Origin of the sequence: Streptomyces albofaciens JCM 4342 (assembly GCF_008634025.1) — a bacterium.
GTDB classification, from domain to species: Bacteria; Actinomycetota; Actinomycetes; order Streptomycetales; family Streptomycetaceae; genus Streptomyces; species Streptomyces albofaciens.
Map to the genome: position 1 here is coordinate 3,301,212 of NZ_PDCM01000001.1, position 21,172 is coordinate 3,322,383.

General features: G+C 72.3%; 19 protein-coding genes. 15 read left to right on the top strand and 4 right to left on the bottom strand.

Annotated features, from left to right (window positions below):
• Nucleotides 1-5: 5 nt before the first annotated feature.
• Nucleotides 6-1,235, bottom strand: a complete 1,230-nt coding sequence (locus CP973_RS14865; RefSeq protein ID WP_150240922.1) for a DUF349 domain-containing protein — start codon at nucleotides 1,233-1,235, stop codon at nucleotides 6-8.
• Nucleotides 1,236-1,487: 252 nt separating this feature from the next.
• Complete coding sequence (locus CP973_RS14870) at nucleotides 1,488-2,315, bottom strand: peptidylprolyl isomerase (protein WP_150240924.1); 828 nt, start codon at nucleotides 2,313-2,315, stop codon at nucleotides 1,488-1,490.
• Between the two features lie 155 nt (nucleotides 2,316-2,470).
• Between CP973_RS14870 and CP973_RS14875 the strand changes: the two genes are divergently transcribed.
• From CP973_RS14875 to CP973_RS14890, 4 genes are all read left to right on the top strand, one after another.
• Entirely contained in the window at nucleotides 2,471-3,190 is a 720-nt protein-coding gene (locus CP973_RS14875) for an MBL fold metallo-hydrolase (RefSeq protein ID WP_150240926.1), read from the top strand.
• A gap of 10 nt (nucleotides 3,191-3,200) precedes the next feature.
• On the top strand, nucleotides 3,201-4,463 hold the full coding sequence (gene hisS, locus CP973_RS14880) for a histidine--tRNA ligase (RefSeq protein WP_150240928.1): 1,263 nt from the start codon (nucleotides 3,201-3,203) through the stop codon (nucleotides 4,461-4,463).
• A gap of 208 nt (nucleotides 4,464-4,671) precedes the next feature.
• Nucleotides 4,672-5,316 (top strand): vitamin K epoxide reductase family protein, encoded by a 645-nt coding sequence (locus CP973_RS14885; protein ID WP_150240930.1) that lies wholly within the window; start codon nucleotides 4,672-4,674, stop codon nucleotides 5,314-5,316.
• Nucleotides 5,317-5,403: 87 nt separating this feature from the next.
• Nucleotides 5,404-6,756: a replication-associated recombination protein A gene (locus tag CP973_RS14890; protein WP_150240932.1), complete on the top strand. Its 1,353-nt coding sequence runs from the start codon at nucleotides 5,404-5,406 to the stop codon at nucleotides 6,754-6,756.
• Between the two features lie 55 nt (nucleotides 6,757-6,811).
• On the opposite strand, the gene CP973_RS14895 is transcribed toward CP973_RS14890, so the two are convergent.
• Nucleotides 6,812-7,570 (bottom strand): DUF2470 domain-containing protein, encoded by a 759-nt coding sequence (locus tag CP973_RS14895; RefSeq protein WP_150243598.1) that lies wholly within the window; start codon nucleotides 7,568-7,570, stop codon nucleotides 6,812-6,814.
• Nucleotides 7,571-7,755: 185 nt separating this feature from the next.
• On the opposite strand from CP973_RS14895, the gene rpsD reads away from it, so the two are divergent.
• Nucleotides 7,756-8,367, top strand: coding sequence for a 30S ribosomal protein S4 (gene rpsD / locus CP973_RS14900; RefSeq protein WP_003984683.1), 612 nt, complete (start codon nucleotides 7,756-7,758; stop codon nucleotides 8,365-8,367).
• Nucleotides 8,368-8,418: 51 nt separating this feature from the next.
• Here rpsD and CP973_RS14905 read toward each other — a convergent pair whose 3' ends face one another.
• Nucleotides 8,419-10,647: an ATP-binding protein gene (locus tag CP973_RS14905; RefSeq protein ID WP_150240934.1), complete on the bottom strand. Its 2,229-nt coding sequence runs from the start codon at nucleotides 10,645-10,647 to the stop codon at nucleotides 8,419-8,421.
• A 169-nt stretch (nucleotides 10,648-10,816) separates the two neighbouring features.
• Between CP973_RS14905 and CP973_RS14910 the strand changes: the two genes are divergently transcribed.
• The 10 genes from CP973_RS14910 to aroQ all read left to right on the top strand — a co-directional run bounded on the left by CP973_RS14910 (nucleotide 10,817) and on the right by aroQ (nucleotide 21,084).
• Nucleotides 10,817-11,251, top strand: a complete 435-nt coding sequence (locus CP973_RS14910; protein ID WP_030178044.1) for a DUF948 domain-containing protein — start codon at nucleotides 10,817-10,819, stop codon at nucleotides 11,249-11,251.
• A gap of 8 nt (nucleotides 11,252-11,259) precedes the next feature.
• A complete protein-coding gene (locus CP973_RS14915; protein ID WP_150240936.1) occupies nucleotides 11,260-11,613 on the top strand; it encodes a DUF6167 family protein in 354 nt (117 codons plus the stop codon).
• Nucleotides 11,613-14,282 carry an alanine--tRNA ligase gene (gene alaS / locus CP973_RS14920; RefSeq protein WP_150240939.1) on the top strand — a complete coding sequence of 890 codons (2,670 nt, stop codon included), beginning with the start codon at nucleotides 11,613-11,615 and terminating at the stop codon, nucleotides 14,280-14,282. Before CP973_RS14915 ends, alaS begins: the two co-directional genes overlap by 1 nt.
• Nucleotides 14,283-14,295: 13 nt before the next feature.
• A complete protein-coding gene (gene ruvX / locus CP973_RS14925; RefSeq protein WP_030674850.1) occupies nucleotides 14,296-14,760 on the top strand; it encodes a Holliday junction resolvase RuvX in 465 nt (154 codons plus the stop codon).
• A gap of 125 nt (nucleotides 14,761-14,885) precedes the next feature.
• Nucleotides 14,886-16,733 carry an endolytic transglycosylase MltG gene (gene mltG, locus CP973_RS14935; RefSeq protein WP_150240941.1) on the top strand — a complete coding sequence of 616 codons (1,848 nt, stop codon included), beginning with the start codon at nucleotides 14,886-14,888 and terminating at the stop codon, nucleotides 16,731-16,733.
• A gap of 111 nt (nucleotides 16,734-16,844) precedes the next feature.
• Nucleotides 16,845-17,684: a shikimate dehydrogenase gene (locus CP973_RS14940; RefSeq protein WP_150240943.1), complete on the top strand. Its 840-nt coding sequence runs from the start codon at nucleotides 16,845-16,847 to the stop codon at nucleotides 17,682-17,684.
• Nucleotides 17,685-17,799: 115 nt separating this feature from the next.
• A complete protein-coding gene (gene aroC / locus CP973_RS14945) occupies nucleotides 17,800-18,984 on the top strand; it encodes a chorismate synthase (RefSeq protein ID WP_150240945.1) in 1,185 nt (394 codons plus the stop codon).
• The gene (locus CP973_RS14950; RefSeq protein WP_150240947.1) at nucleotides 18,981-19,562 is read left to right on the top strand and encodes a shikimate kinase; all 582 of its coding nucleotides are present in this window, start codon (nucleotides 18,981-18,983) and stop codon (nucleotides 19,560-19,562) included. The genes aroC and CP973_RS14950 overlap by 4 nt, the downstream gene beginning before the upstream one ends.
• On the top strand, nucleotides 19,559-20,650 hold the full coding sequence (gene aroB, locus CP973_RS14955) for a 3-dehydroquinate synthase (RefSeq protein ID WP_030590646.1): 1,092 nt from the start codon (nucleotides 19,559-19,561) through the stop codon (nucleotides 20,648-20,650). The genes CP973_RS14950 and aroB overlap by 4 nt, the downstream gene beginning before the upstream one ends.
• Nucleotides 20,647-21,084, top strand: a complete 438-nt coding sequence (aroQ, locus tag CP973_RS14960; RefSeq protein WP_150240949.1) for a type II 3-dehydroquinate dehydratase — start codon at nucleotides 20,647-20,649, stop codon at nucleotides 21,082-21,084. Before aroB ends, aroQ begins: the two co-directional genes overlap by 4 nt.
• Nucleotides 21,085-21,172 lie beyond the last annotated feature (88 nt).

Consider the following 21,172-nt stretch of genomic DNA (forward strand, 5'->3'; position numbering starts at 1 on the left):
GCCTCTCAGCCGCCGAACTCCTCAAGACCCTTCAGGGCCTGGTCCAGCAGCGCCTGGCGGCCCTCCAGCTCACGGGCGAGCTTGTCCGCCTTGGCGTCGTTGCCCGCAGCGCGCGCCGCGTCGATCTGCTTCTGCAGCTTGTCGACCGCGTCCTGGAGCTGCCCGGTCAGACCCGCGGCGCGCGCCCGCGCCTCCGGGTTCGTGCGGCGCCACTCGGCTTCCTCGGACTCCTGGATGGCGCGCTCCACGGCGTGCATCCGGCCCTCGATCTTCGGGCGGGCGTCCCGCGGTACGTGGCCGATGGCCTCCCACCGCTCGTTGATCGAACGGAACGCGGCCCGCGCCGCCTTCAGGTCCGAGACCGGGAGCAGCTTCTCGGCCTCGGCGACCAGCTCCTCCTTGCGCGTCAGATTCTCCCGCTGCTCGGCGTCGCGCTCCGCGAACACCTCGCTGCGCGCCTGGAAGAAGATGTCCTGGGCGCCGCGGAAGCGGTTCCACAGGTCGTCCTCGTGCTCGCGCTGGGCGCGGCCCGCGGCCTTCCAGTCCGCCATCAGCTCGCGGTAGCGGGCCGCGGTCGGCCCCCAGTCCGTCGAGCCGGACAGCGCCTCGGCCTCGGCGACCAGCCGCTCCTTGGTCTTACGGGCCTCCTCGCGCTGCGCGTCCAGCGAGGCGAAGTGCGCCTTGCGCCGCTTGGAGAACGCCGAGCGGGCGTGCGAGAAGCGGTGCCACAGCTCGTCGTCGGACTTGCGGTCCAGGCGCGGCAGGCTCTTCCAGGTGTCCACCAGGGCCCGCAGCCGCTCACCGGCCGCCCGCCACTGCTCGCTGGCCGCCAGCTCCTCGGCCTCGGCGACCAGCTTCTCCTTGGCCTGCCGGGCCTCGTCGCTCTGCCGCGCCTTCTGGGCCTTGCGCTCCTCGCGGCGCGCCTCGACATCGGTGACGAGCTGGTCCAGCCGCTTGCGCAGTGCCTCCAGGTCGCCCACCGCGTGGTGCTCGTCGACCTGCTGCCGCAGGTGATCGATCGCGGCCATCGCGTCCTTGGCGGACAGGTCGGTGGTCCGTACCCGTCGTTCGAGGAGGCCGATCTCGACGACCAGGCCCTCATACTTGCGCTCGAAGTAGGCGAGGGCCTCTTCGGGGGATCCCGCCTGCCACGATCCGACGACCTTCTCGCCGTCGGCGGTACGCACGTACACGGTCCCCGTCTCGTCGACGCGGCCCCATGGGTCGCTGCTCACAGCGCCTCCTCCACATGATGCCGACGGGAGCGCGTCGCCCCCCGGCATCGTCCACAGTTTCTGTCCGGCGGGGCAGCGCCCCGGCCGGTCCGACGGGTGTCTTGCGGGTGCGGGTGGCAGCCGTCGGAGCAGGCACCCTACACAACGCCAATCTAGGCGACCGGCGGGCCGGCTGTCCGCATCCAGCACGACCGAAATTTCGCGGTTCGCACACCGCGAGGGCGGCTCCGGCGCGCCCGGGGGCGCACCGGTTCAGGATTTCGCGACCGTCGCCCGGTTGATCACGACCGTCGCGTTGGGCGCGGTGTTGCCCGTCGACGGGTCCGGGGTCGAGCCCGCCCCGGCGATCTTCTTCAGGACGTCCATGCCCTCGGTGATCGTCCCGAAGGGCGTGTAGTTCGGCGGCAGCTTGCTGTCCTGGTAGACGAGGAAGAACTGACTGCCGCCGCTGTTGCGGGTTTTGTCGCTCTTGCCGTCGTAGCGGTTCGCCATCGCGACGGTGCCCGCCGGATAGACGTCGCCCTTGAGCTTCGGGTCCTTCAGGTTCTCGTCCGGGATCGTGTAGCCGGGCGTGCCCGCGCCGGTCCCGGTCGGGTCACCGCACTGCAGGACGTAGATGCCCTCGTCGACCAGGCGGTGGCACTTGCTGTGGTCGAAGAACTTCTCGCCCGCCAGGAAGCTGAACGAGTTGACGGTGTGCGGCGCCTTCGCGGCGTCCAGCTTGATCCCGATGGTGCCGCAGGTCGTCTCCAGCTTCATCGCGTACGCCGCGGAGGTGTCGACGGACATCTCCGGCTCCTTCTTCCAGGTCTTCTTGGAGGGGGAGCCCGGGGCCGGCTTGCCGCACGGGTCGGCGGCCTTGCCGGGGCTCGGCGCCGCGGCGTCCGTGGTGCCGTTGTCGTCGCCGGCCAGCCCGACCGAGGCGTACGCGGCCGCGCCCGCGGCCAGCGCGACCGCCAGGGCCGACGCGACGATCACGTTGCGGCGCTTGGCCTTGCGCCGGGCCGCGTCCCGCCGCTGCCGCTGGCGCTCGTACTTCTCGCGGGCGAGCTGCCGCCGCCGCTGATCGCTGCTGACCACCGGGTCGTCTCCTAGGTGTGCGCTGAGGTCTGCCGTGGGCCGTACCGTATACGGGTTCGCCCGGGTGGGAGTGCCGCCGGTAGGCTCTGGAACTGCCGAAATCTTCCGGATCGCCGTGGCGATCCGTCCGCCGCCGTCGAATGTTGAGGACGAACGTGCTCATTGCCGGGTTCCCCGCCGGGGCCTGGGGGACCAACTGTTATCTGGTCGCCCCGGCCGCGGGTGAGGAGTGCGTGATCATCGATCCGGGCCACCGGGCCGCGCCGGGCGTCGAGGAAGCGCTGAAGAAGCACCGGCTCAAGCCCGTCGCCGTCGTCCTCACCCACGGCCACATCGACCACGTCGCCTCGGTCGTCCCGGTGTGCGGCGCGCACGACGTGCCCGCCTGGATCCACCCCGAGGACCGCTACATGATGAGCGACCCGGAGAAGGCCCTCGGCGCCTCCATCGGACAGCAGCTCATGGGCGAGCTGACCGTGGGGGAGCCGGACGACGTCAAGGAGCTGGGCGACGGCGCGAAGCTGGAGCTGGCCGGGCTGGAGTTCTCGGTCGCGCACGCACCGGGCCATACCAAGGGGTCGGTGACCTTCCGGATGCCCGAGCAGGCGGACGTTCCGCCGGTCTTCTTCTCGGGCGACCTGCTGTTCGCCGGCTCCATCGGACGTACCGACCTGCCGGGCGGCGACCACGCCGAGATACTGCGGTCGCTGGAGCGCGTGTGCCTGCCGCTCCAGGACGAGACCGTCGTGCTGTCCGGCCACGGCCCCCAGACCACCATCGGCCGCGAGCGCGCCACCAACCCGTTCCTGCGGGAGGTGGCCGCCGGCCTCGGAGACGGCGCACCGCACAGCCCGGCTCCGCGACGAGGAATGTGACGAGAACTTCGTGAGCACCTTCAAGGCCCCCAAGGGCACCTACGACCTGATCCCGCCGCAGTCCGCCACCTACCTGGCGGTCCGGGACGCGATCTCCGGACCTCTCAAGCGCTCCGGGTACGGGTACATCGAAACGCCCGGCTTCGAGAACGTCGAGCTGTTCGCGCGCGGTGTCGGCGAGTCCACCGACATCGTGACCAAGGAGATGTACGCCTTCGAGACCAAGGGCGGCGACAAGCTCGCGCTGCGCCCCGAAGGCACCGCCTCCGTACTGCGCGCCGCGCTGGAGGCCAACCTGCACAAGGCGGGCAACCTCCCCGTCAAGCTCTGGTACTCCGGTTCGTACTACCGCTACGAGCGTCCGCAGAAGGGCCGCTACCGCCACTTCTCCCAGGTCGGCGCGGAGGCCATCGGCGCCGAGGACCCGGCGCTGGACGCCGAGCTGATCATCCTGGCCGACGACGCCTACCGCTCGCTGGGCCTGAAGAACTTCCGCATCCTGCTCAACTCGCTCGGCGACAAGGAGTGCCGCCCCGTCTACCGGGCCGCCCTCCAGGAGTTCCTGTACGGGCTCGACCTGGACGAGGACACCCGCCGCCGCGCCGAGATCAACCCGCTGCGGGTGCTGGACGACAAGCGCGCGGACGTGCAGAAGCAGCTGGTCGGCGCGCCGCTGCTGCGCGACCACCTGTGCGAGGCGTGCAAGGCGTACCACGAGCAGGTGCGCGAGCTGCTGACCGCGGCGGGCGTCGCGTTCGAGGACGACCCGAAGCTGGTGCGCGGGCTGGACTACTACACCCGTACGACCTTCGAGTTCGTCCACGACGGCCTGGGCTCGCAGTCCGCGGTCGGCGGCGGCGGGCGCTACGACGGCCTCTCCGAGATGATCGGCGGCCCCGCGCTGCCCTCGGTGGGCTGGGCGCTCGGCGTGGACCGCACGGTCCTCGCGCTGGAGGCCGAAGGCGTCGAGCTGGAGCTGCCCGCGAGCACGGCGGTCTTCGCCGTGCCGCTCGGCGAGGAGGCCCGGCGGACGCTGTTCGCCACGGTCACCGAGCTGCGCCGGGCCGGGGTCGCCACCGACTTCGCGTACGGCGGCAAGGGGCTGAAGAACGCCATGAAGTCGGCGAACCGCTCGGGCGCCCGTCTCGCGGTCGTCGCGGGTGAGCGCGATCTGGCCGAAGGCGTCGTCCAGCTCAAGGACCTGGAGAGCGGCGAGCAGGCGCCGGTCGCGCTGGACGCGGTCGTCGAAGAGGTCCGCCGCCGGCTCGGCTGATCCCGTCCGCCTCTGTACGGGGCGCCCGTCATCGGGTAGGAGGCCCCCTTCCGGCCGCCCGCGCGCCGTCCGCGCGGTGGCTCGGAAGGGGGCCTTTATGCGCAGCGAACGGTGGTGACGTGTCCGGTTGGGGCAGAATGAGGGCCCGGCGCGCGCCAGTTGGCACGCGCTCTCCGCTCACTCCCCAAGGCACCGACGGAACGGCGATATGACGACGACAGCGCTTGACGACGTGTCCACCGGCGACGGTCACCCCGGTCGCGGCGGCGGCACGGTCGGCTCGGGACGGGGCCTGGCCTGGCTGCTGGTGGTCACCAGCGCCCTGGGGCTCCTCGCGTCCTGGGTGATCACCTTGGACAAGATCGAGCTGCTGAAGGACCCCAACTTCAAGCCGGCCTGCAGCCTGAGCCCGATCGTCTCCTGCGGCAGTGTGATGCAGAGCCCGCAGGCCGAGGTCTTCGGCTTCCCCAACCCGGTCGCCGGCCTCATCGCGTTCGGCGCGGTCATCGGGATCGGCGTCGGGCTGCTCGCGGGCGCCCGCTACCGCGCCTGGTACTGGATCGGCCTGAACATCGGCACCCTCGCGGGCTCCGTCTTCTGCATGTGGCTGATGTCGCAGTCGCTGTACGTGATCAACTCGCTGTGCCTGTGGTGCACGCTGACCTGGTGCGTCACGATCCTGATGTTCTGGTACACCACCGTGCACAACCTCAAGCACGGGATCATCCCGGCGCCGGAGGGGCTGCGCAAGGCGGTGCTGGAGTTCCACTGGGTCGTGCCGGTGCTCTGGTACGGCGTGATCGCGCTGCTGATCCTCACCAAGTGGTGGTCCTACTGGAGCAGCCTGATCTGAGGCGTGGAATACGGCCGGGGGCCGACCGGTGCTCGCACCGGTCGGCCCCCGGCCGCGTTGTCAGTGGGGTGGCTTAGGCTCTGGAGCGTGGAGCCCGACCTGTTCACCGCCGCTGCCGAAGACCGCCAGGAGAAAGATCCCACGGGGTCGCCCCTCGCCGTACGGATGCGTCCGCGCACCCTCGACGAGGTCGTCGGCCAGCAGCATCTGCTCAAGCCGGGCTCGCCCCTGCGCCGCCTGGTCGGCGAGGGCAACGGCGGCCCCGCCGGACCGTCCTCCGTCTTCCTGTGGGGCCCGCCCGGCATCGGCAAGACGACGCTCGCGTACGTGGTCAGCCAGGCCACGAACAAGCGCTTCGTGGAGCTGTCCGCGATCACCGCGGGCGTGAAGGAGGTGCGTGCCGTCATCGACGGCGCCCGCCGCGCCTCCGGCGGCTACGGCAAGGAGACCGTCCTCTTCCTGGACGAGATCCACCGCTTCAGCAAGGCCCAGCAGGACTCCCTGCTGCCCGCGGTCGAGAACCGCTGGGTGACGCTGATCGCCGCGACGACCGAGAACCCGTACTTCTCGGTGATCTCCCCGCTGCTCTCCCGCTCCCTGCTGCTGACGCTGGAGCCCCTCACCGACGACGACCTGCGCGGCCTGCTGCGGCGCGCGCTGACCGACGCGCGGGGCCTGGCGGGCGCGGTCACGCTGCCCGAGGACACCGAGGCGCACCTGCTCCGCATTGCCGGCGGCGACGCCCGCCGCGCGCTCACGGCGCTGGAGGCCGGGGCCGGATCGGCGATCTCCAAGGGGGAGAAGGAGATCACCCTCCAGACCCTGGAGGAGTCCGTCGACCGGGCGGCCGTGAAGTACGACCGGGCCGGCGACCAGCACTACGACGTCGCCAGCGCCCTGATCAAGTCCATCCGCGGCTCCGACGTGGACGCGGCGCTGCACTACCTGGCGCGGATGATCGAGGCGGGGGAGGACCCGCGGTTCATCGCCCGGCGGCTGATGATCTCGGCGAGCGAGGACATCGGGCTCGCCGACCCGTCGGCCCTGCAGACCGCCGTGGCCGCGGCGCAGGCCGTCGCGATGATCGGCTTCCCGGAGGCCCGGATCACGCTCAGCCAGGCGACGATCGCGCTGGCGCTGGCCCCCAAGTCCAACGCGGCCTATCTCGCGATCGACGCGGCCCTCGCGGACGTACGGGCCGGGCTCGCCGGCCCGGTGCCGCCGCATCTGCGCGACAGCCACTACAAGGGCGCCGAGAAGCTGGGGCACGGCAAGGGGTACCAGTACCCCCACGATCTGCCCGGCGGGATCGCGGCACAGCAGTACGCCCCTGACGAGGTGCACGGCAAGCGGTATTACACGCCTACGCGGTACGGCTCCGAGGCGCGGTACGCGGAGGTGACCGAGCGGGTCCGCGGCCGGTTGCGCGGCGAGGAGTAGCAGATGCCCCCGGGCGGGCCCGATCCGTCCCGCCCGGGGCCGTCGGCCGTGCGGTTCATCCCGAGGCCGCCGCGTCGAACAGCGTGTGCATCGCCCGGCGCAGTTCCGAGACGTCCCGGACCGGGGCCGGGAAGTCGAAGCGGGCGTCGAAGGAGCGGTGGGCGGCGTCGGTGAAGCGGACGCGCAGGCCGAAGCGGTCCAGGGCCACCGGTACCGCGCGGTCGCGGAAGTCGCAGGCGCGCCGGGAGCGGTCGCCGAGCAGGGTGCACAGGCCGCGCACCTGGTCGCTGTGGGCCGAGTGGAGGTGCTGGAGCAGCTCCGCCTCGTGGGCCGCCAGCGGGTCCGGCTCGGCTGCGGCGAACTCCTCCGGTTCCACGGGCTGCGCGCCCCACAGGTCGTCCACGGCCGCCTCGCCGACCTCCATGCGCAGCATCATCCAGGCGGGCCGCCCGAACATGCCCGGCGGCGGGTCCGGCTGGAGGGCCTCGCCGATGCCGAGCAGTTCGCCGACGGGGTGCCGCTCGGCGAGCAGCATCGCCGCGCGGGCGCGCTCGTCGTTGCGTACGGGGGTGAGCCAGCCGGCGACCCAGGCCCGGCCGCGGATGCGATGGGGCACCGAGACGGGTGCCACGTCGGTGATCTCCATCACGGCGGTGAGGTCGTCGTCCTGGGCGTGTGCGGCGGCCCGGGCGGCCGCGGAGTCCCCGGGAACCAGCAGGAGCACGTCACCGGCACGGGTGACCGTACGGCATACTGGTGCGGAGAGTCCGGCGTCGTCGGGGTCCTCGATTCCGGGGATGCCGAGCGAGGCCATACCATTGGACTCGACGAGGGTTCGTACGCGCTCGGCGGCGGTTGGCTGCTGGGCGTCTTCCACGGGACGCGGCTGACCCATCCCAGTGCTCTGACCAGCACCGGGCAGGGGGATCCCAGGTCGAAACATGCGTTCTCCTCGCAGTAAGGTAAGCCTAACCTAACTTACATGGAGGTCTGTTCCACGTGAACCAGTCGCGTCCCAAGGTCAAGAAGTCGCGCGCGCTCGGCATCGCGCTGACGCCGAAGGCCGTCAAGTACTTCGAGGCCCGTCCCTACCCGCCCGGCGAGCACGGCCGTGGCCGCAAGCAGAACAGTGACTACAAGGTCCGTCTGCTGGAGAAGCAGCGTCTGCGCGCTCAGTACGACATCAGCGAGCGTCAGATGGTGCGCGCCTACGACCGCGCTCGGAAGGTCGAAGGCAAGACAGGCGAAGCGCTGATCATCGAGCTTGAGCGCCGTCTGGACGCGCTCGTCCTGCGTTCGGGCATCGCCCGGACGATCTACCAGGCCCGTCAGATGGTCGTCCACGGCCACATCGCGGTCAACGACCGCAAGGTCGACAAGCCGTCCTTCCGCGTCCGTCCCGACGACGTCGTGATGGTCCGCGAGCGCAGCCGCGAGAAGCACCCCTTCCAGGTCGCGCGCGAGGGCGGCTACGCCCCCGAGGGCGAGACCCCCCGCTACCTGCAGGTCAACCTCAAGGCCCTGGCCTTCCGCCTGGACCGTGACCCGCAGCGCAAGGAGATCCCGGTGATCTGCGACGAGCAGCTCGTCGTCGAGTACTACGCCCGCTGATCCAGGCGTAGACACCGCACGGCCGCGCCCCGCGCGCGGCCGGACGCGTGCTCAGCCCGCCGTCTCCCCGCCGTTCGCGGAGGGGGAGGCGGCGGGTTCGTCCGTTTCCGGGGGCGGTTCCGGTCCCGTACCGGAGCGCGGACCCGGTACGGGGCCGTCCGGCCGGGACGCCGCATCACCGCCGAGAATCCGGGTGACCGCCGCGTCCAGATCCAGCCGGGCGCCTTCCCGCACACAGTGCCCGTACCGCTCGGCCCCCAGCGCCTCCCGCGCCCGCTCCTCGCACAGCCGGTGCGGCTGGTTGAAGTGGCGCGAGCCGAACAGCGGCAGCCCGACCGAGGGCCAGATCCGCCCGGCGGTGCCCTGGAGCAGCGCCGCCTCGGCCGCGTCCCCCTCGTCCAGCGTGATCAGCGCCAGCATCTCGATGGCCAGCACCGCGCCCAGCAGGTCCTGAAACGTGTGGTCGATGGCCAGACACTCGCTCAGCAGGGCACGGGCCCGCGCCGGCTCGCCCCCGCTCCAGGCCGCATAGCCCAGTACGTACAGCGCGTACGCCAGGGCCCACCGCTCCCCGTGGTCGTCGCAGACCTGCCGTACGTCCTCGCACAGCCGCACCGCCTGCGCGAGGTCGCCCTGGAACGCCACCGCCATCGCCAGCTCGACCTGCCCCATCAGCACGTTGCTGTTCAGCTCGCCGATCTCCCGGTAGCGGCCGAGCGCCTCGCGCAGCAGCCGCTCGGCGCGCGGCATGTCGTCGCGGACCAGCGCCAGACAGCCGGTGCGGTGCAGGGCGTAGGCGGCGGCGGTGGCGTTATCGGTGCGCTCCGCGCCCTCGCGGCACTCCCGGAGGGCGATCGTCGCGCCGACCGTGTCGCCCTGGAGCACCGCCACGTACCCGACCACCCACAGGGCCTTCAGCCGGGCGTCGTCGTGGTCGCCCTCCAGCTCCAGGGAGCGGTCGAGCCAGTGCCGCCCTTCCGAGAGCCGCCCGCACCCCACCCAGTAGAACCACAGCGTGCCCGCCAGGTACTGGCCCAGGTGCGCGTCCCCGGCACTGTCGAGGCTGTATTCCAGCGCGACCCGCAGATTCGGCAGTTCACACTCGATACGGGCGGCCACCTCGGCCTGCCGCGGGCTGAACCAGTCCAGCTCGCACCAGGTCGCCAGGCCCACGTACCAGTCGCGGTGCCGGCGGCGCAGCCGTTCGGCGTCGCCCGCCGCGTCCAGCCAGCCCGCCCCGTACTCCCGGACGGTGTCCAGCATCCGGTGGCGCACGCCCGCCGGGGTCTCCTCCCGTACGACCACCGACTGGGCCACCAGTTCCCCGAGCACGTCGACCAGCTCGTCCGCCGGCAGGTCCGGGCCCGAGCAGACGTACTCGGCCGCGTCCAGGTCGAACTGCCCGGCGAAGACCGACAGCCGCGCCCACAGCAGGCGCTCGGCGGGCGTGCACAGCTCGTGGCTCCAGCCGATGGCGGTCCGCAGTGTCTGGTGACGGTACGCGGCCGTGCCCATCAGGGCCGGCGGACTCGTGCGGGCACCGGGATAGCCGCCGGTCAGCAGCCGGAAGCGGTCGTCGAGCCGGTGCAGCAGCTGCTCCACCGACAGGGCCCGCAGCCGACCGGCGGCCAACTCCAGCGCGAGCGGGATGCCGTCCAGGCGGCGGCACAGTTCGGCGACGGCGGCCTCGCCCGCCGCGTCCGTGGTGAAGCCGGGGACCACGGCCGCGGCCCGGTCGTGGAACAGGCCCGCCGCGTCCGGGCCGTCCATCGGCGGCAGCGGCAGGTTCTGTTCGCCGGGCAGGCCGAGCGGGCGCCGGCCCGCCGCCAGCACGCGCAGGCCGGGCGCGCGCCGCAGCAGGTCGGCGGCGAGGTCGGCGCAGTCGTCGACCAGGTGCTCGTAGCCGTCCAGGACGAGCAGCAGGTCGCGGCCCGCGAGGTGGTCGCGCAGCGCGGCGCGCGGCGGCCGTCCCGTGTGGTCGGCGAGGCCCAGCGCCTCGGCGACCGCGTGGTCCAGCAGGTGGCCGTGGCGCAGCGGAGCCAGCTCGGCCAGCCACACCCCATCGCAGAAGCGATCCTGCAAGAGCTTGGCGGCGTGGGTGGCGAGCCGGGACTTCCCCACGCCGCCGACCCCGGTGAGCGCCACCAGCCGGGCGGACTCCAGATGCCCGGCCAGCGCGGCGAGTTCGCCGTCGCGGCCGATGAACCGGGTCAGCTCCGCGGGAAGATTGCCGGGCACCCGCGGGCGCTCGGAGGAAGGGCGGGGCAGGGGGCGTCGCATGGGACACGGAGCGTACTCGCAGGTGTGCGGACCGTACAATCGCCCGGCGGTGGGCCCCGCGCCGCACGGGGAGCGCGGTACGGGCGCGCGCCCGCGGCGCGATAGGCTCGGGACCTGCCGTTCGAGCAGGACGGAACCGGAACAGAATCAGTCGGAGAGTGGTGCCAACGTGACCGGTGGAGAGGTGGCCGGGATCCTCGTGGCCGTCTTCTGGGCGATCCTCGTGTCCTTCCTCGCCCTGGTGCTGGTGAGGCTCGCACAGACGCTCAAGGCGACGACCAGGATGGTCGCCGAGGTGTCCGAGCAGGCCGTGCCGCTGCTGGCCGACGCGTCCGCGACCGTCCGCTCCGCGCACACCCAGCTCGCCCGGGTCGACGCCATCGCCTCCGACGTCCAGGAGGTCACCGCCAACGCCTCCGCGCTCTCCTCGACCGTCTCCTCCGCGTTCGGCGGACCGCTGGTCAAGGTCGCGGCGTTCGGTTACGGCGTGCGCCGCGCGATCGGCAGGAAGGGCGCGCCGCCCGAGCCGAAGCGCACCGTCGTCGGCCGTACCCTGCCCGCCGCCCGCCGCGGCGGGCGCCGCAACCGTCGCTCCAAGGACTGATCGCCGCGATGTTCCGCCGCGCATTCTGGTTCACCACCGGCGCCGCCGCCGGGGTGTGGGCCACCACCAAGGTCAACCGCAAGCTGCGCAAGCTCCAGCCCGACAGCCTCGCGGCGCAGGCCGCCGGCAAGGCCGTCGAGACCGGACACCGGCTGCGCCAATTTGCAGTGGACGTACGCACGGGAATGGCGGACCGTGAGGGACAGCTGTACGAAGCGCTGGGCCTGACGGACCGGGGCGACGCACGCGAGCTGCCCCCCGCGCGCTCCCGTCCCGCGCTCCGAACGCCGCAGTACCCGATCACGCAGCACCGAACGATTACCCCCGGACCGACCGGACCGACCGGAAAAGAGGACCACTGATGGAGTCGGCTGAAATCCGCCGCCGCTGGCTGCGCTTCTTCGAGGAGCGCGGGCACACCGTCGTGCCGTCGGCGTCGCTCATCGCGGACGACCCGACGCTGCTGCTGGTCCCCGCGGGCATGGTGCCCTTCAAGCCCTACTTCCTGGGCGAGGTCAAGCCGCCGTGGCCGCGCGCCACCAGCGTCCAGAAGTGCGTGCGCACACCGGACATCGAAGAGGTCGGCAAGACCACCCGGCACGGCACGTTCTTCCAGATGTGCGGCAACTTCTCCTTCGGCGACTACTTCAAGGAAGGCGCCATCAAGCACGCCTGGGAGCTGCTGACCGGCTCCCAGGACGACGGCGGCTTCGGCCTGGACCCGGAGAAGCTCTGGATCACCGTCTACCTGGACGACGACGAGGCCGAGCGCATCTGGCACGAGGTCGTCGGGGTGCCCAAGGAGCGCATCCAACGCCTGGGCAAGAAGGAGAACTACTGGTCCATGGGCGTCCCGGGCCCGTGCGGCCCGTGCTCCGAGATCAACTACGACCGCGGCCCGGAGTTCGGCGTCGAGGGCGGCCCGGCCGTCAACGACGAGCGGTACGTGGAGATCTGGAACCTGGTCTTCATGCAGTACGAGCGCGGCGAGGGCACCGGCAAGGAGGACTTCGAGATCCTCGGTGACCTGCCGAGCAAGAACATCGACACCGGCCTCGGCCTGGAACGCCTGGCGATGATCCTCCAGGGCGTCCACAACATGTACGAGACCGACACGCTGCGCGTCGTCATCGACAAGGCCGGCGACCTGACCGGCGTACGCTACGGCGCCGCCGCCGACACCGACGTGTCGCTGCGCGTGGTCGCCGACCACATGCGGACGTCCACGATGCTCATCGGCGACGGCGTCACCCCCGGCAACGAGGGCCGCGGCTACGTGCTGCGCCGCATCATGCGCCGCGCCATCCGCAACATGCGCCTGCTCGGCGCCACCGGCCCGGTCGTCGCCGACCTGCTGGACGTGGTCATCAAGACGATGGGCCAGCAGTACCCGGAGCTGATCGAGGACCGCAAGCGCATCGAGACGGTCGCACTCGCCGAGGAGGCCGCCTTCCTCAAGACGCTCAAGGCCGGCACCAACATCCTCGACACCGCCGTCACCGAGACCAAGGCCGCCGGCGGCACGGTGCTCCCCGGCGACAAGGCGTTCCTGCTCCACGACACCTGGGGCTTCCCCATCGACCTCACCCTCGAAATGGCCGCCGAACAGGGCCTTTCGGTGGACGAGAACGGCTTCCGCCGGCTGATGAAGGAGCAGCGGGAGCGCGCCAAGGCCGACGCCCAGGCCAAGAAGCACGGCCACGCCGACCTGTCCGCCTACCGTGAGGTGGCCGACCGCTCCGGCGCCACCGTCTTCACCGGCTACACCCACACCGAGGGCGAGTCGTCCGTCGTCGGCCTGCTGGCCAACGGTGTGTCGGCGCCCGCCGCCCAGGAGGGCGACGAGGTCGAGGTCGTCCTGGACCGCACCCCCTTCTACGCCGAGGGCGGCGGCCAGCTCGCCGACACCGGCCGGATCAAGCTGGAGTCCGGCGCCGTCGTCGAGGTGCGCGACGTGCAGCAGCCGGTGCCCGGCGTCACGGTGCACAAGGGCGTCGTGCAGGTCGGCGAGGTCGTGGTCGGCTCGCCCGCGTACGCCACCATCGACGTCAAGCGCCGCCGGGCCATCGCCCGTGCCCACAGCGCCACCCACCTCACCCACCAGGCGCTGCGCGACGCGCTCGGCCCCACGGCCGCCCAGGCCGGTTCGGAGAACTCCCCGGGCCGCTTCCGCTTCGACTTCGGCTCGCCGACCGCCGTGCCCGGTACGGTCCTGACCGACGTCGAGCAGCGCATCAACGAGGTGCTCTCCCGCGAACTGGACGTCCAGGCCGAGGTCATGAGCATGGAGGACGCCAAGAAGCAGGGCGCCATCGCCGAGTTCGGCGAGAAGTACGGCGACCGGGTGCGCGTGGTGACCATCGGTGACTTCTCCAAGGAGCTGTGCGGCGGCACCCACGTGGCCAACACCGCCCAGCTCGGCCTGGTCAAGCTGCTCGGCGAGTCCTCCATCGGCTCCGGTGTGCGCCGTGTGGAGGCCCTGGTCGGCGTGGACGCCTACAACTTCCTCGCCCGCGAGCACACCGTCGTCTCGCAGCTGACCGAGCTGGTCAAGGGCCGCCCCGAGGAGCTGCCCGAGAAGATCTCCGGCGTGCTGGCCAAGCTCAAGGAGGCCGAGAAGGAGATCGAGCGCTACCGCGCCGAGAAGGTCCTCCAGGCCGCCGCCGGGCTGGCCCAGGAGGCCAAGGACGTACGGGGCGTCGCGCTGGCCGCCGCCCGGGTCGCCGACGGCACCTCCGCCGACGACCTGCGCAAGCTGGTGCTGGACGTGCGCGGCCGCATCCCGGGCGACCGCCCGGCCGTGGTGGCGCTGTTCACCGTGGCCAACGGCCGCCCGCTGACCGTCATCGCCACCAACGAGGCCGCCCGCGAGCGCGGCATCAAGGCCGGTGACCTGGTCCGTACAGCCGCCAAGACGCTGGGCGGCGGCGGTGGCGGCAAGCCGGACGTGGCCCAGGGCGGCGGCCAGAACGCCGCCGCGGTGCCCGAGGCCATCGAGGCCGTCGAGCGTCTCGTGGCCGAGGCGGCCTGAGCACGTGAGTGAGATGCGGCGCGGCAGGCGCCTCGCCATCGACGTGGGGGACGCCCGGATCGGGGTCGCCTCGTGCGACCCCGACGGGGTCCTCGCGACCCCCGTGGAGACGGTGCCCGGCCGGGACGTCCCGGCCGCGCACCGGCGCCTCAAGGCGCTCGTCGAGGAGTACGAGCCCCTTGAGGTCGTCGTCGGCCTGCCCCGCTCCCTGAACGGGGGAGAGGGGCCGGCCGCGGCCAAGGTGCGGGCCTTCGCGCAGGAGATGGCGCGCGGGATCGCTCCGGTGGCGGTACGCCTGGTCGATGAGCGCATGACAACCGTCACAGCCACACAGGGCCTGCGGGCCTCCGGGGTGCGCAGCAAAAAGGGCCGTTCCGTGGTGGATCAGGCGGCTGCGGTGGTCATTCTCCAGAGTGCACTGGAGACCGAACGGGTGTCTGGTCACCCACCCGGCGAGAGCGTCGAAGTGGTCATCTGATCGCGGTACGGTAACGTTCCGCGCGACGTCGCGGCGGATCGAACAACCGCACGTGCAGAAAGAGGCGGTCGGTACCGCAGGCGCTGCCACCCAGGAGCGCACCGCCTCGCGGCTCTAGGGGATCGATGACTGAGTATGGCCGGGGCTACGGCTCCGAACCGTGGCATCCCGACGACCCTCTCTACGGAGACCAGGGTCGTTACGGAGGCCGGCCGCAACAGCCTCAGCAAGGTTCCTACGGGGGGCAGTACGGCGGCCCGCACCAGCAGCAGGCCGCCTACGGAGGCCAGCCGCAAGGCGGCCAGCAGCAGCACTACGGTCAGCAGCCGCATGGCCAGCACCACCAGGGGCAGCACCCCCACGGCCAGCAGCCCCAGTGGGATGAGCTGTCCGGCCCGTACCAGGCCCAGCAGCAGTACAACGGCGGCTGGGACGCGTCCCAGGGCGGCGCCCCGTACGACCCGTACGGCCAGCAGCCGCCGGTCGACCCGTACAGCGGCCAGACCCCCGACTACTACGGAACCCAGGACGCGTACCCGCCGCCGCAGCCCCAGCACCTGCGTCAGCAGCAGGGCGGGCAGCCCGGCTCCCAGGGCCCCGGCTCCCAGGGCCCCGGGCCGCAGGGCCAGGGCGAGCACCGCGACCAGATCGGCCAGACCGCGCAGTTCGAAGCGGTGCGCCCGGAGCAGCTGCGCCAGCCGCCGCACCCCTCCCCGCCCGGTGACGACTTCCGGGCCGCTCCCGAACCCGAACAGGACGAGCAGGTCCGGGAGCCGGCGCACTCCTTCTTCAAGGACGACCCGGACGGCGACGACGGCTACGACGACCCGCGCGAGGAACGCCGGGCCGGCCGGGAGCGCCGCGGCAAGGACCCCAAGGGCGGCAAGAAGGGCAAGCGGCGCAGCCGTACGTCCTGCCTGGTCGTCGCCGGTGTCTTCCTCGTCGGCGGCGGCGCGGTCGCCTACTTCGGCTACGACTTCTGGATGAGCCACTTCGGCCCGGCCCCCGACTTCGAGGGCGAGGGCAGCGGGGAGGTGCAGGTCCAGATCCCGCCGGACACCTCCATCATGAAGATGGGGCTGATCCTCAAGAGCGCGGGCGTGGTCAAGAGCGCCGACGCGTTCACCGAGGCGGCGAGCGAGAACGGCCAGGGCAAGCGGCTCCAGGCCGGCGCCTACTCGCTGCGCAAGCAGATGTCGGCGGCGTCCGCGGTCAAGCTCATGCTGGACCCCAAGAGCCGCAACGGCCTCACCGTCCGCGAGGGCCTGCGCAACGCCGCCGTCTACGACCTGATCGACAAGAAGCTGCGCCTGAAGTCCGGTACGACCAAGGAGGTCGCCGCCTCCGAGGCCAAGAACCTGGGGCTGCCCTCCTGGGCGAACAGCAACCCGAAGATCAAGGACCCGCTGGAGGGCTTCCTCTACCCCTCCACGTACAGCGTCAGCGGCAAGGCCAAGCCGGCCGAGGTCCTCAAGGAGATGGTGGCGCGGGCCAACCGGGAGTACGCCAAGTACGACCTGGAGGAGAACGCGAGGAAGTTCGGCCTCAAGTCGCCGCTGGACCTGATCACGGTCGCCAGCCTCACCCAGGCCGAGGGCATCACCCACGACGACTTCCGCAAGATGGCCGCGGTCGTCTACAACCGGCTCGCGCCGACCAACACGGTCACCAACCAGAAGCTCGAATTCGACTCGACGTACAACTACCTGAAGAACCAGAGCAAGATCGACATCGGTACGCGCGAGATCCGCAACTACGACGACCCGTACAACACGTACTTCTACAAGGGCCTGCCGCCCGGACCGATCGGCAACCCCGGCGAGGACGCGCTGAAGGCGTCGATCGACCCGGACCAGAGCGCCAAGTGGCTGTTCTTCATCTCCATCGACGGGAAGAAGACCGACTTCACGACCAACCTCAAGGACCACGAGAAACTGGTCCAGGAGTTCAACAAGCGCAAGCGTCAGTCGTAGCGCCCCCTGCCGCCCGGCCGCCGCGGTCCCGCCCCGGCGGCCGGACCGGGGGCGCCTCGGTCACCGCGCGGTGTTCGTCTATCGTTTCGCGGGTCCGAGCTGAGGAGCACCATGTCCAGTGAAGTCCAGGTCCGCCGCCGGGCGGCGGTCCTCGGGTCGCCCATCGCCCACTCCCTGTCCCCGGTCCTGCACCGCGCCGCCTACGCCGAACTGGGCCTGGCCGACTGGGAGTACGGCCGCCACGAGATCGACGAGGCCGCGCTGCCCGGCTTCCTGGAGCGGCTGGACGGCGCGTGGGCGGGCCTGTCCCTGACCATGCCGCTCAAGCGGGCGGTGATCCCGCTGCTGGACGAGATCAGCGACACCGCCGCCTCCGTCGAGGCCGTGAACACCGTCGTCCTCACCGAGGACGGGCGGCGCACCGGCGACAACACCGACATCCCCGGCATGCTGGCCGCACTGCGCGAGCGCGGTGTGCACCGGGTCGAAGGCGCGGCCGTGCTGGGCGCCGGCGCCACCGCCTCCTCCGCGCTGGCCGCCCTGTCCCGGATCTGTACGGGCGAGGTGACCGCCTACGTCCGCAGCGAGGCGCGGGCCGCGGAGATGCGCGGCTGGGGCGAGCGGCTGGGCGTCGCCGTCCGTACCGCCGACTGGTCGCGGGCGGCCGCGGCCTTCGAGGCGCCGCTGGTCATCGCCACCACCCCGGCCGGGACCACCGACGCGCTGGCCGCCGCCGTGCCCGAGCGGCCCGGCACCCTCTTCGACGTGCTGTACGAGCCGTGGCCGACCGCCCTGGCCGCCGCGTGGAGCGCCCGCGGCGGCGCGGTCGTGGGCGGCCTGGACCTCCTCGTCCACCAGGCAGTCCTCCAGGTGGAGCAGATGACCGGCCGGTCCCCGGCCCCGCTGGCGGCGATGCGCGCGGCGGGGGAGGCGGCGCTCGCCGGACGGTGACCCGTCCGGCGCGCCGTCGCCGGTCCGCTTCCTGGACGGGGAGCGGCCCGCCGGGGCGGACGTGGGAGGATCGGGGGGAGACTGTTCGCGCAGTAGCAGGACATGAGGAGCATCGTTGAGCAGGTTGCGCTGGCTGACGGCGGGGGAGTCGCACGGCCCCGCACTCGTGGCGACGCTGGAGGGCCTCCCGGCCGGCGTCCCGATCACCACGGACATGGTGGCGGACGCCCTGGCCCGTCGCCGGCTCGGCTATGGCCGCGGTGCCCGCATGAAGTTCGAGCGCGACGAGGTCACCTTCCTCGGCGGCGTCCGGCACGGACTCACCCTCGGCTCGCCCGTCGCGGTCATGGTGGGCAACACCGAGTGGCCCAAGTGGGAGAAGGTCATGGCGGCCGACCCGGTCGACCCCGCCGAGCTGGCCGAACTGGCCCGCAACGCCCCGCTGACCCGCCCCCGCCCCGGCCACGCCGACCTGGCCGGCATGCAGAAGTACGGTTTCGACGAGGCCCGGCCCGTCCTGGAGCGCGCCTCCGCCCGCGAGACCGCCGCCCGCGTCGCGCTCGGCACGGTCGCCCGCTCCTACCTCAAGGAGACGGCCGGCATCGAGATCGTCTCGCACGTGGTCGAGCTGGCCGCCGCCAAGGCCCCGTACGGCGTGGTGCCGAAGCCGTCGGACGTGGAGCGGCTGGACGCCGACCCGGTGCGCTGCCTGGACCCGGAGGCGAGCGCGGCCATGGTCGCCGAGATCGACCAGGCCCACAAGGACGGCGACACCCTCGGCGGCGTCGTCGAGGTGCTGGCGTACGGCGTGCCCGTCGGCCTCGGCTCGCACGTGCACTGGGACCGGCGGCTGGACGCGCGGCTGGCCGGTGCCCTCATGGGCATCCAGGCGATCAAGGGCGTCGAGGTCGGCGACGGCTTCGACCTGGCCCGGGTGCCCGGTTCCAAGGCTCATGACGAGATCGTCTCCACGGACGAGGGCATCCGCCGCGCCACCGGCCGCTCCGGCGGCACCGAGGGCGGCCTGACCACCGGCGAGCTGCTGCGCGTACGGGCCGCGATGAAGCCGATCGCGACCGTGCCGCGCGCCCTGGCCACCGTCGACGTGACCACCGGCGAGGCCACCCAGGCGCACCACCAGCGCTCCGACGTGTGCGCGGTCCCGGCGGCCGGCATCGTCGCGGAGGCGATGGTCGCGCTGGTGCTGGCCGACGCGGTGGCGGAGAAGTTCGGCGGCGACAGCGTGCTGGAGACCCGCCGCAACGTGCGCTCCTTCCTCGACGCCCTGGCGATCAAGTGACGCCGCCGCTCGTGGTGCTGGTGGGCCCCCCGGGCGCGGGGAAGTCCACCGTCGGGGCCCTGCTGGCCGAACGGCTCGGCGCCGGCTACCGCGACACCGACGCGGACATCGAGGCGGGCGCGGGCAAGCCGATCCCGGAGATCTTCATCGACGACGGCGAGCCGCACTTCCGCGAGCTGGAGCGGCAGGCCGTACGGGCCGCCGTCGAGACCCACCCCGGCGTGCTCTCGCTCGGCGGCGGCGCGGTCATGGACGACGGCACCCGCGCCCTGCTGACCGGCCTGCCCGTCGTCTTCCTGGACGTCCAACTGGCCGACGCCGTACGGCGCGTGGGCCTCGACGCGCCGCGCCCGCTGCTCGCCGTCAACCCGCGGCAGCGCTGGCGCGAGCTGATGGAGGCGCGCCGCCCGCTGTACACGGAGGTCGCGCGCGCCGTGGTCACCACGGACGGCCGCACGCCCGAAGAGGTCGCCGACGCCGTACTGGACGCATTGCAGCTACAGAAACCACGGGAGACCGGGGCCCCGGCGGCGGACGCCGCGGTCCCCGGCACGCCCGGGAGAGAGGATCACCCGTGACGGAGCAGCCCACCCGCATCCAGGTCGGCGGCACCGCGGGCACCGACCCGTACGAGGTCCTGGTCGGCCGGCAGCTGCTGGGCGAGCTGGCGGGCCTGATCGGCAAGAAGGCGCAGCGGGTCGCCGTGCTGCACCCGGAGGCGCTGGCCGCCACCGGTGAGGCGCTGCGCGAGGACCTGGCTGGCCAGGGGTACGAGGCCATCGCCGTCCAGCTGCCCAACGCCGAGGAGGCCAAGACCGCCGAGGTCGCGGCCTACTGCTGGAAGGCGCTCGGCCAGACCGGCTTCACCCGCACCGACGTGATCGTCGGCGTCGGCGGTGGCGCCACCACGGACGTCGCGGGCTTCGTCGCCGCGACGTGGCTGCGCGGGGTGCGCTGGATCGCCGTACCGACCACCGTGCTCGGCATGGTGGACGCCGCGGTCGGCGGCAAGACCGGCATCAACACCGCCGAGGGCAAGAACCTGGTCGGCGCCTTCCACCCGCCGGCCGGCGTGCTGTGCGACCTGGCCGCGCTGGACTCCCTCCCGGTCCACGACTACGTCTCCGGGCTCGCCGAGGTCATCAAGGCGGGCTTCATCGCCGACCCGGCCATCCTGGAGCTGATCGAGTCCGACCCCGAGGGCGCCAAGCGCCCCGACGGCCCGCACACCACCGAGCTGATCGAGCGCGCCATCCGGGTCAAGGCCGAGGTGGTCTCCGCGGACCTGAAGGAATCCGGGCTGCGCGAGATCCTCAACTACGGCCACACCCTGGGCCACGCCATCGAGAAGAACGAGCGCTACAACTGGCGGCACGGCGCCGCGGTCTCCGTCGGCATGGTCTTCGCCGCCGAACTGGGCCGCATCGCCGGGCGCCTGGACGACGCGACCGCCGACCGGCACCGCGCCGTCCTGGCGTCGGTGGGCCTGCCGCTGACCTACCGGGGCGACCAGTGGCCCAAGCTGCTGGAGACGATGAAGGTCGACAAGAAGTCGCGCGGCGACCGGCTGCGCTTCATCGTCCTGGACGGCCTGGCCAAGCCCACCGTCCTGGAGGGCCCCGACCCGGCGATGCTGCTCGCCGCGCACGCGGAGATCGCCGCGTGAGGCGCGTCCTGGTCCTCAACGGGCCCAACCTCGGCCGTCTGGGCTCCCGCGAGCCCGACGTCTACGGCTCCACGTCCTACGCCGGCCTGGTCGAGCGCTGCACCGCGCTCGGCGAGGAACTGGGCCTGGCGGCCGAGGTCCGGGAGACCAACGACGAGGGCGAGATGATCCGCTGGCTGCACGAGGCGGCCGACGGCTCGATTCCGGTGGTCGTCAACCCCGGCGCGTTCACGCACTATTCGTACGCGATGCGGGACGCCGCCGCCCAGCGCACCGCGCCGCTCATCGAGGTGCACATCTCCAACCCGTACGCGCGCGAGGAGTTCCGCCACACCTCGGTGATCGCGGCGGTCGCCAGCGGTACGGTGGCGGGCTTCGGCATCGGCTCCTACGAACTCGCGCTGCGCGCGCTGGCCGCCGAACTCACCGGCTGACCACGGCCCCGGGCACCCCGCGCCGCCTCCCGGCCGCCGCTCCGGCGGCGGCCGGGGCCACCCGCCGCCCCGCCGGGGGAGGACTGCG

What these genes read in the sequence shown, in the direction of transcription:
- CP973_RS14915 (WP_150240936.1), top strand. Translation starts at nt 11,260, where the DNA reads ATGTTCCGCCGCGCATTCTGGTTCACCACCGGCGCCGCCGCCGGGGTG.
- ruvX (WP_030674850.1), top strand. Translation starts at nt 14,296, where the DNA reads ATGCGGCGCGGCAGGCGCCTCGCCATCGACGTGGGGGACGCCCGGATC.
- alaS (WP_150240939.1), top strand. Translation starts at nt 11,613, where the DNA reads ATGGAGTCGGCTGAAATCCGCCGCCGCTGGCTGCGCTTCTTCGAGGAG.
- CP973_RS14885 (WP_150240930.1), top strand. Translation starts at nt 4,672, where the DNA reads ATGACGACGACAGCGCTTGACGACGTGTCCACCGGCGACGGTCACCCC.
- CP973_RS14905 (WP_150240934.1), bottom strand. Translation starts at nt 10,647, where the DNA reads ATGCGACGCCCCCTGCCCCGCCCTTCCTCCGAGCGCCCGCGGGTGCCC.
- mltG (WP_150240941.1), top strand. Translation starts at nt 14,886, where the DNA reads ATGACTGAGTATGGCCGGGGCTACGGCTCCGAACCGTGGCATCCCGAC.
- CP973_RS14895 (WP_150243598.1), bottom strand. Translation starts at nt 7,570, where the DNA reads ATGGCCTCGCTCGGCATCCCCGGAATCGAGGACCCCGACGACGCCGGA.
- CP973_RS14940 (WP_150240943.1), top strand. Translation starts at nt 16,845, where the DNA reads ATGTCCAGTGAAGTCCAGGTCCGCCGCCGGGCGGCGGTCCTCGGGTCG.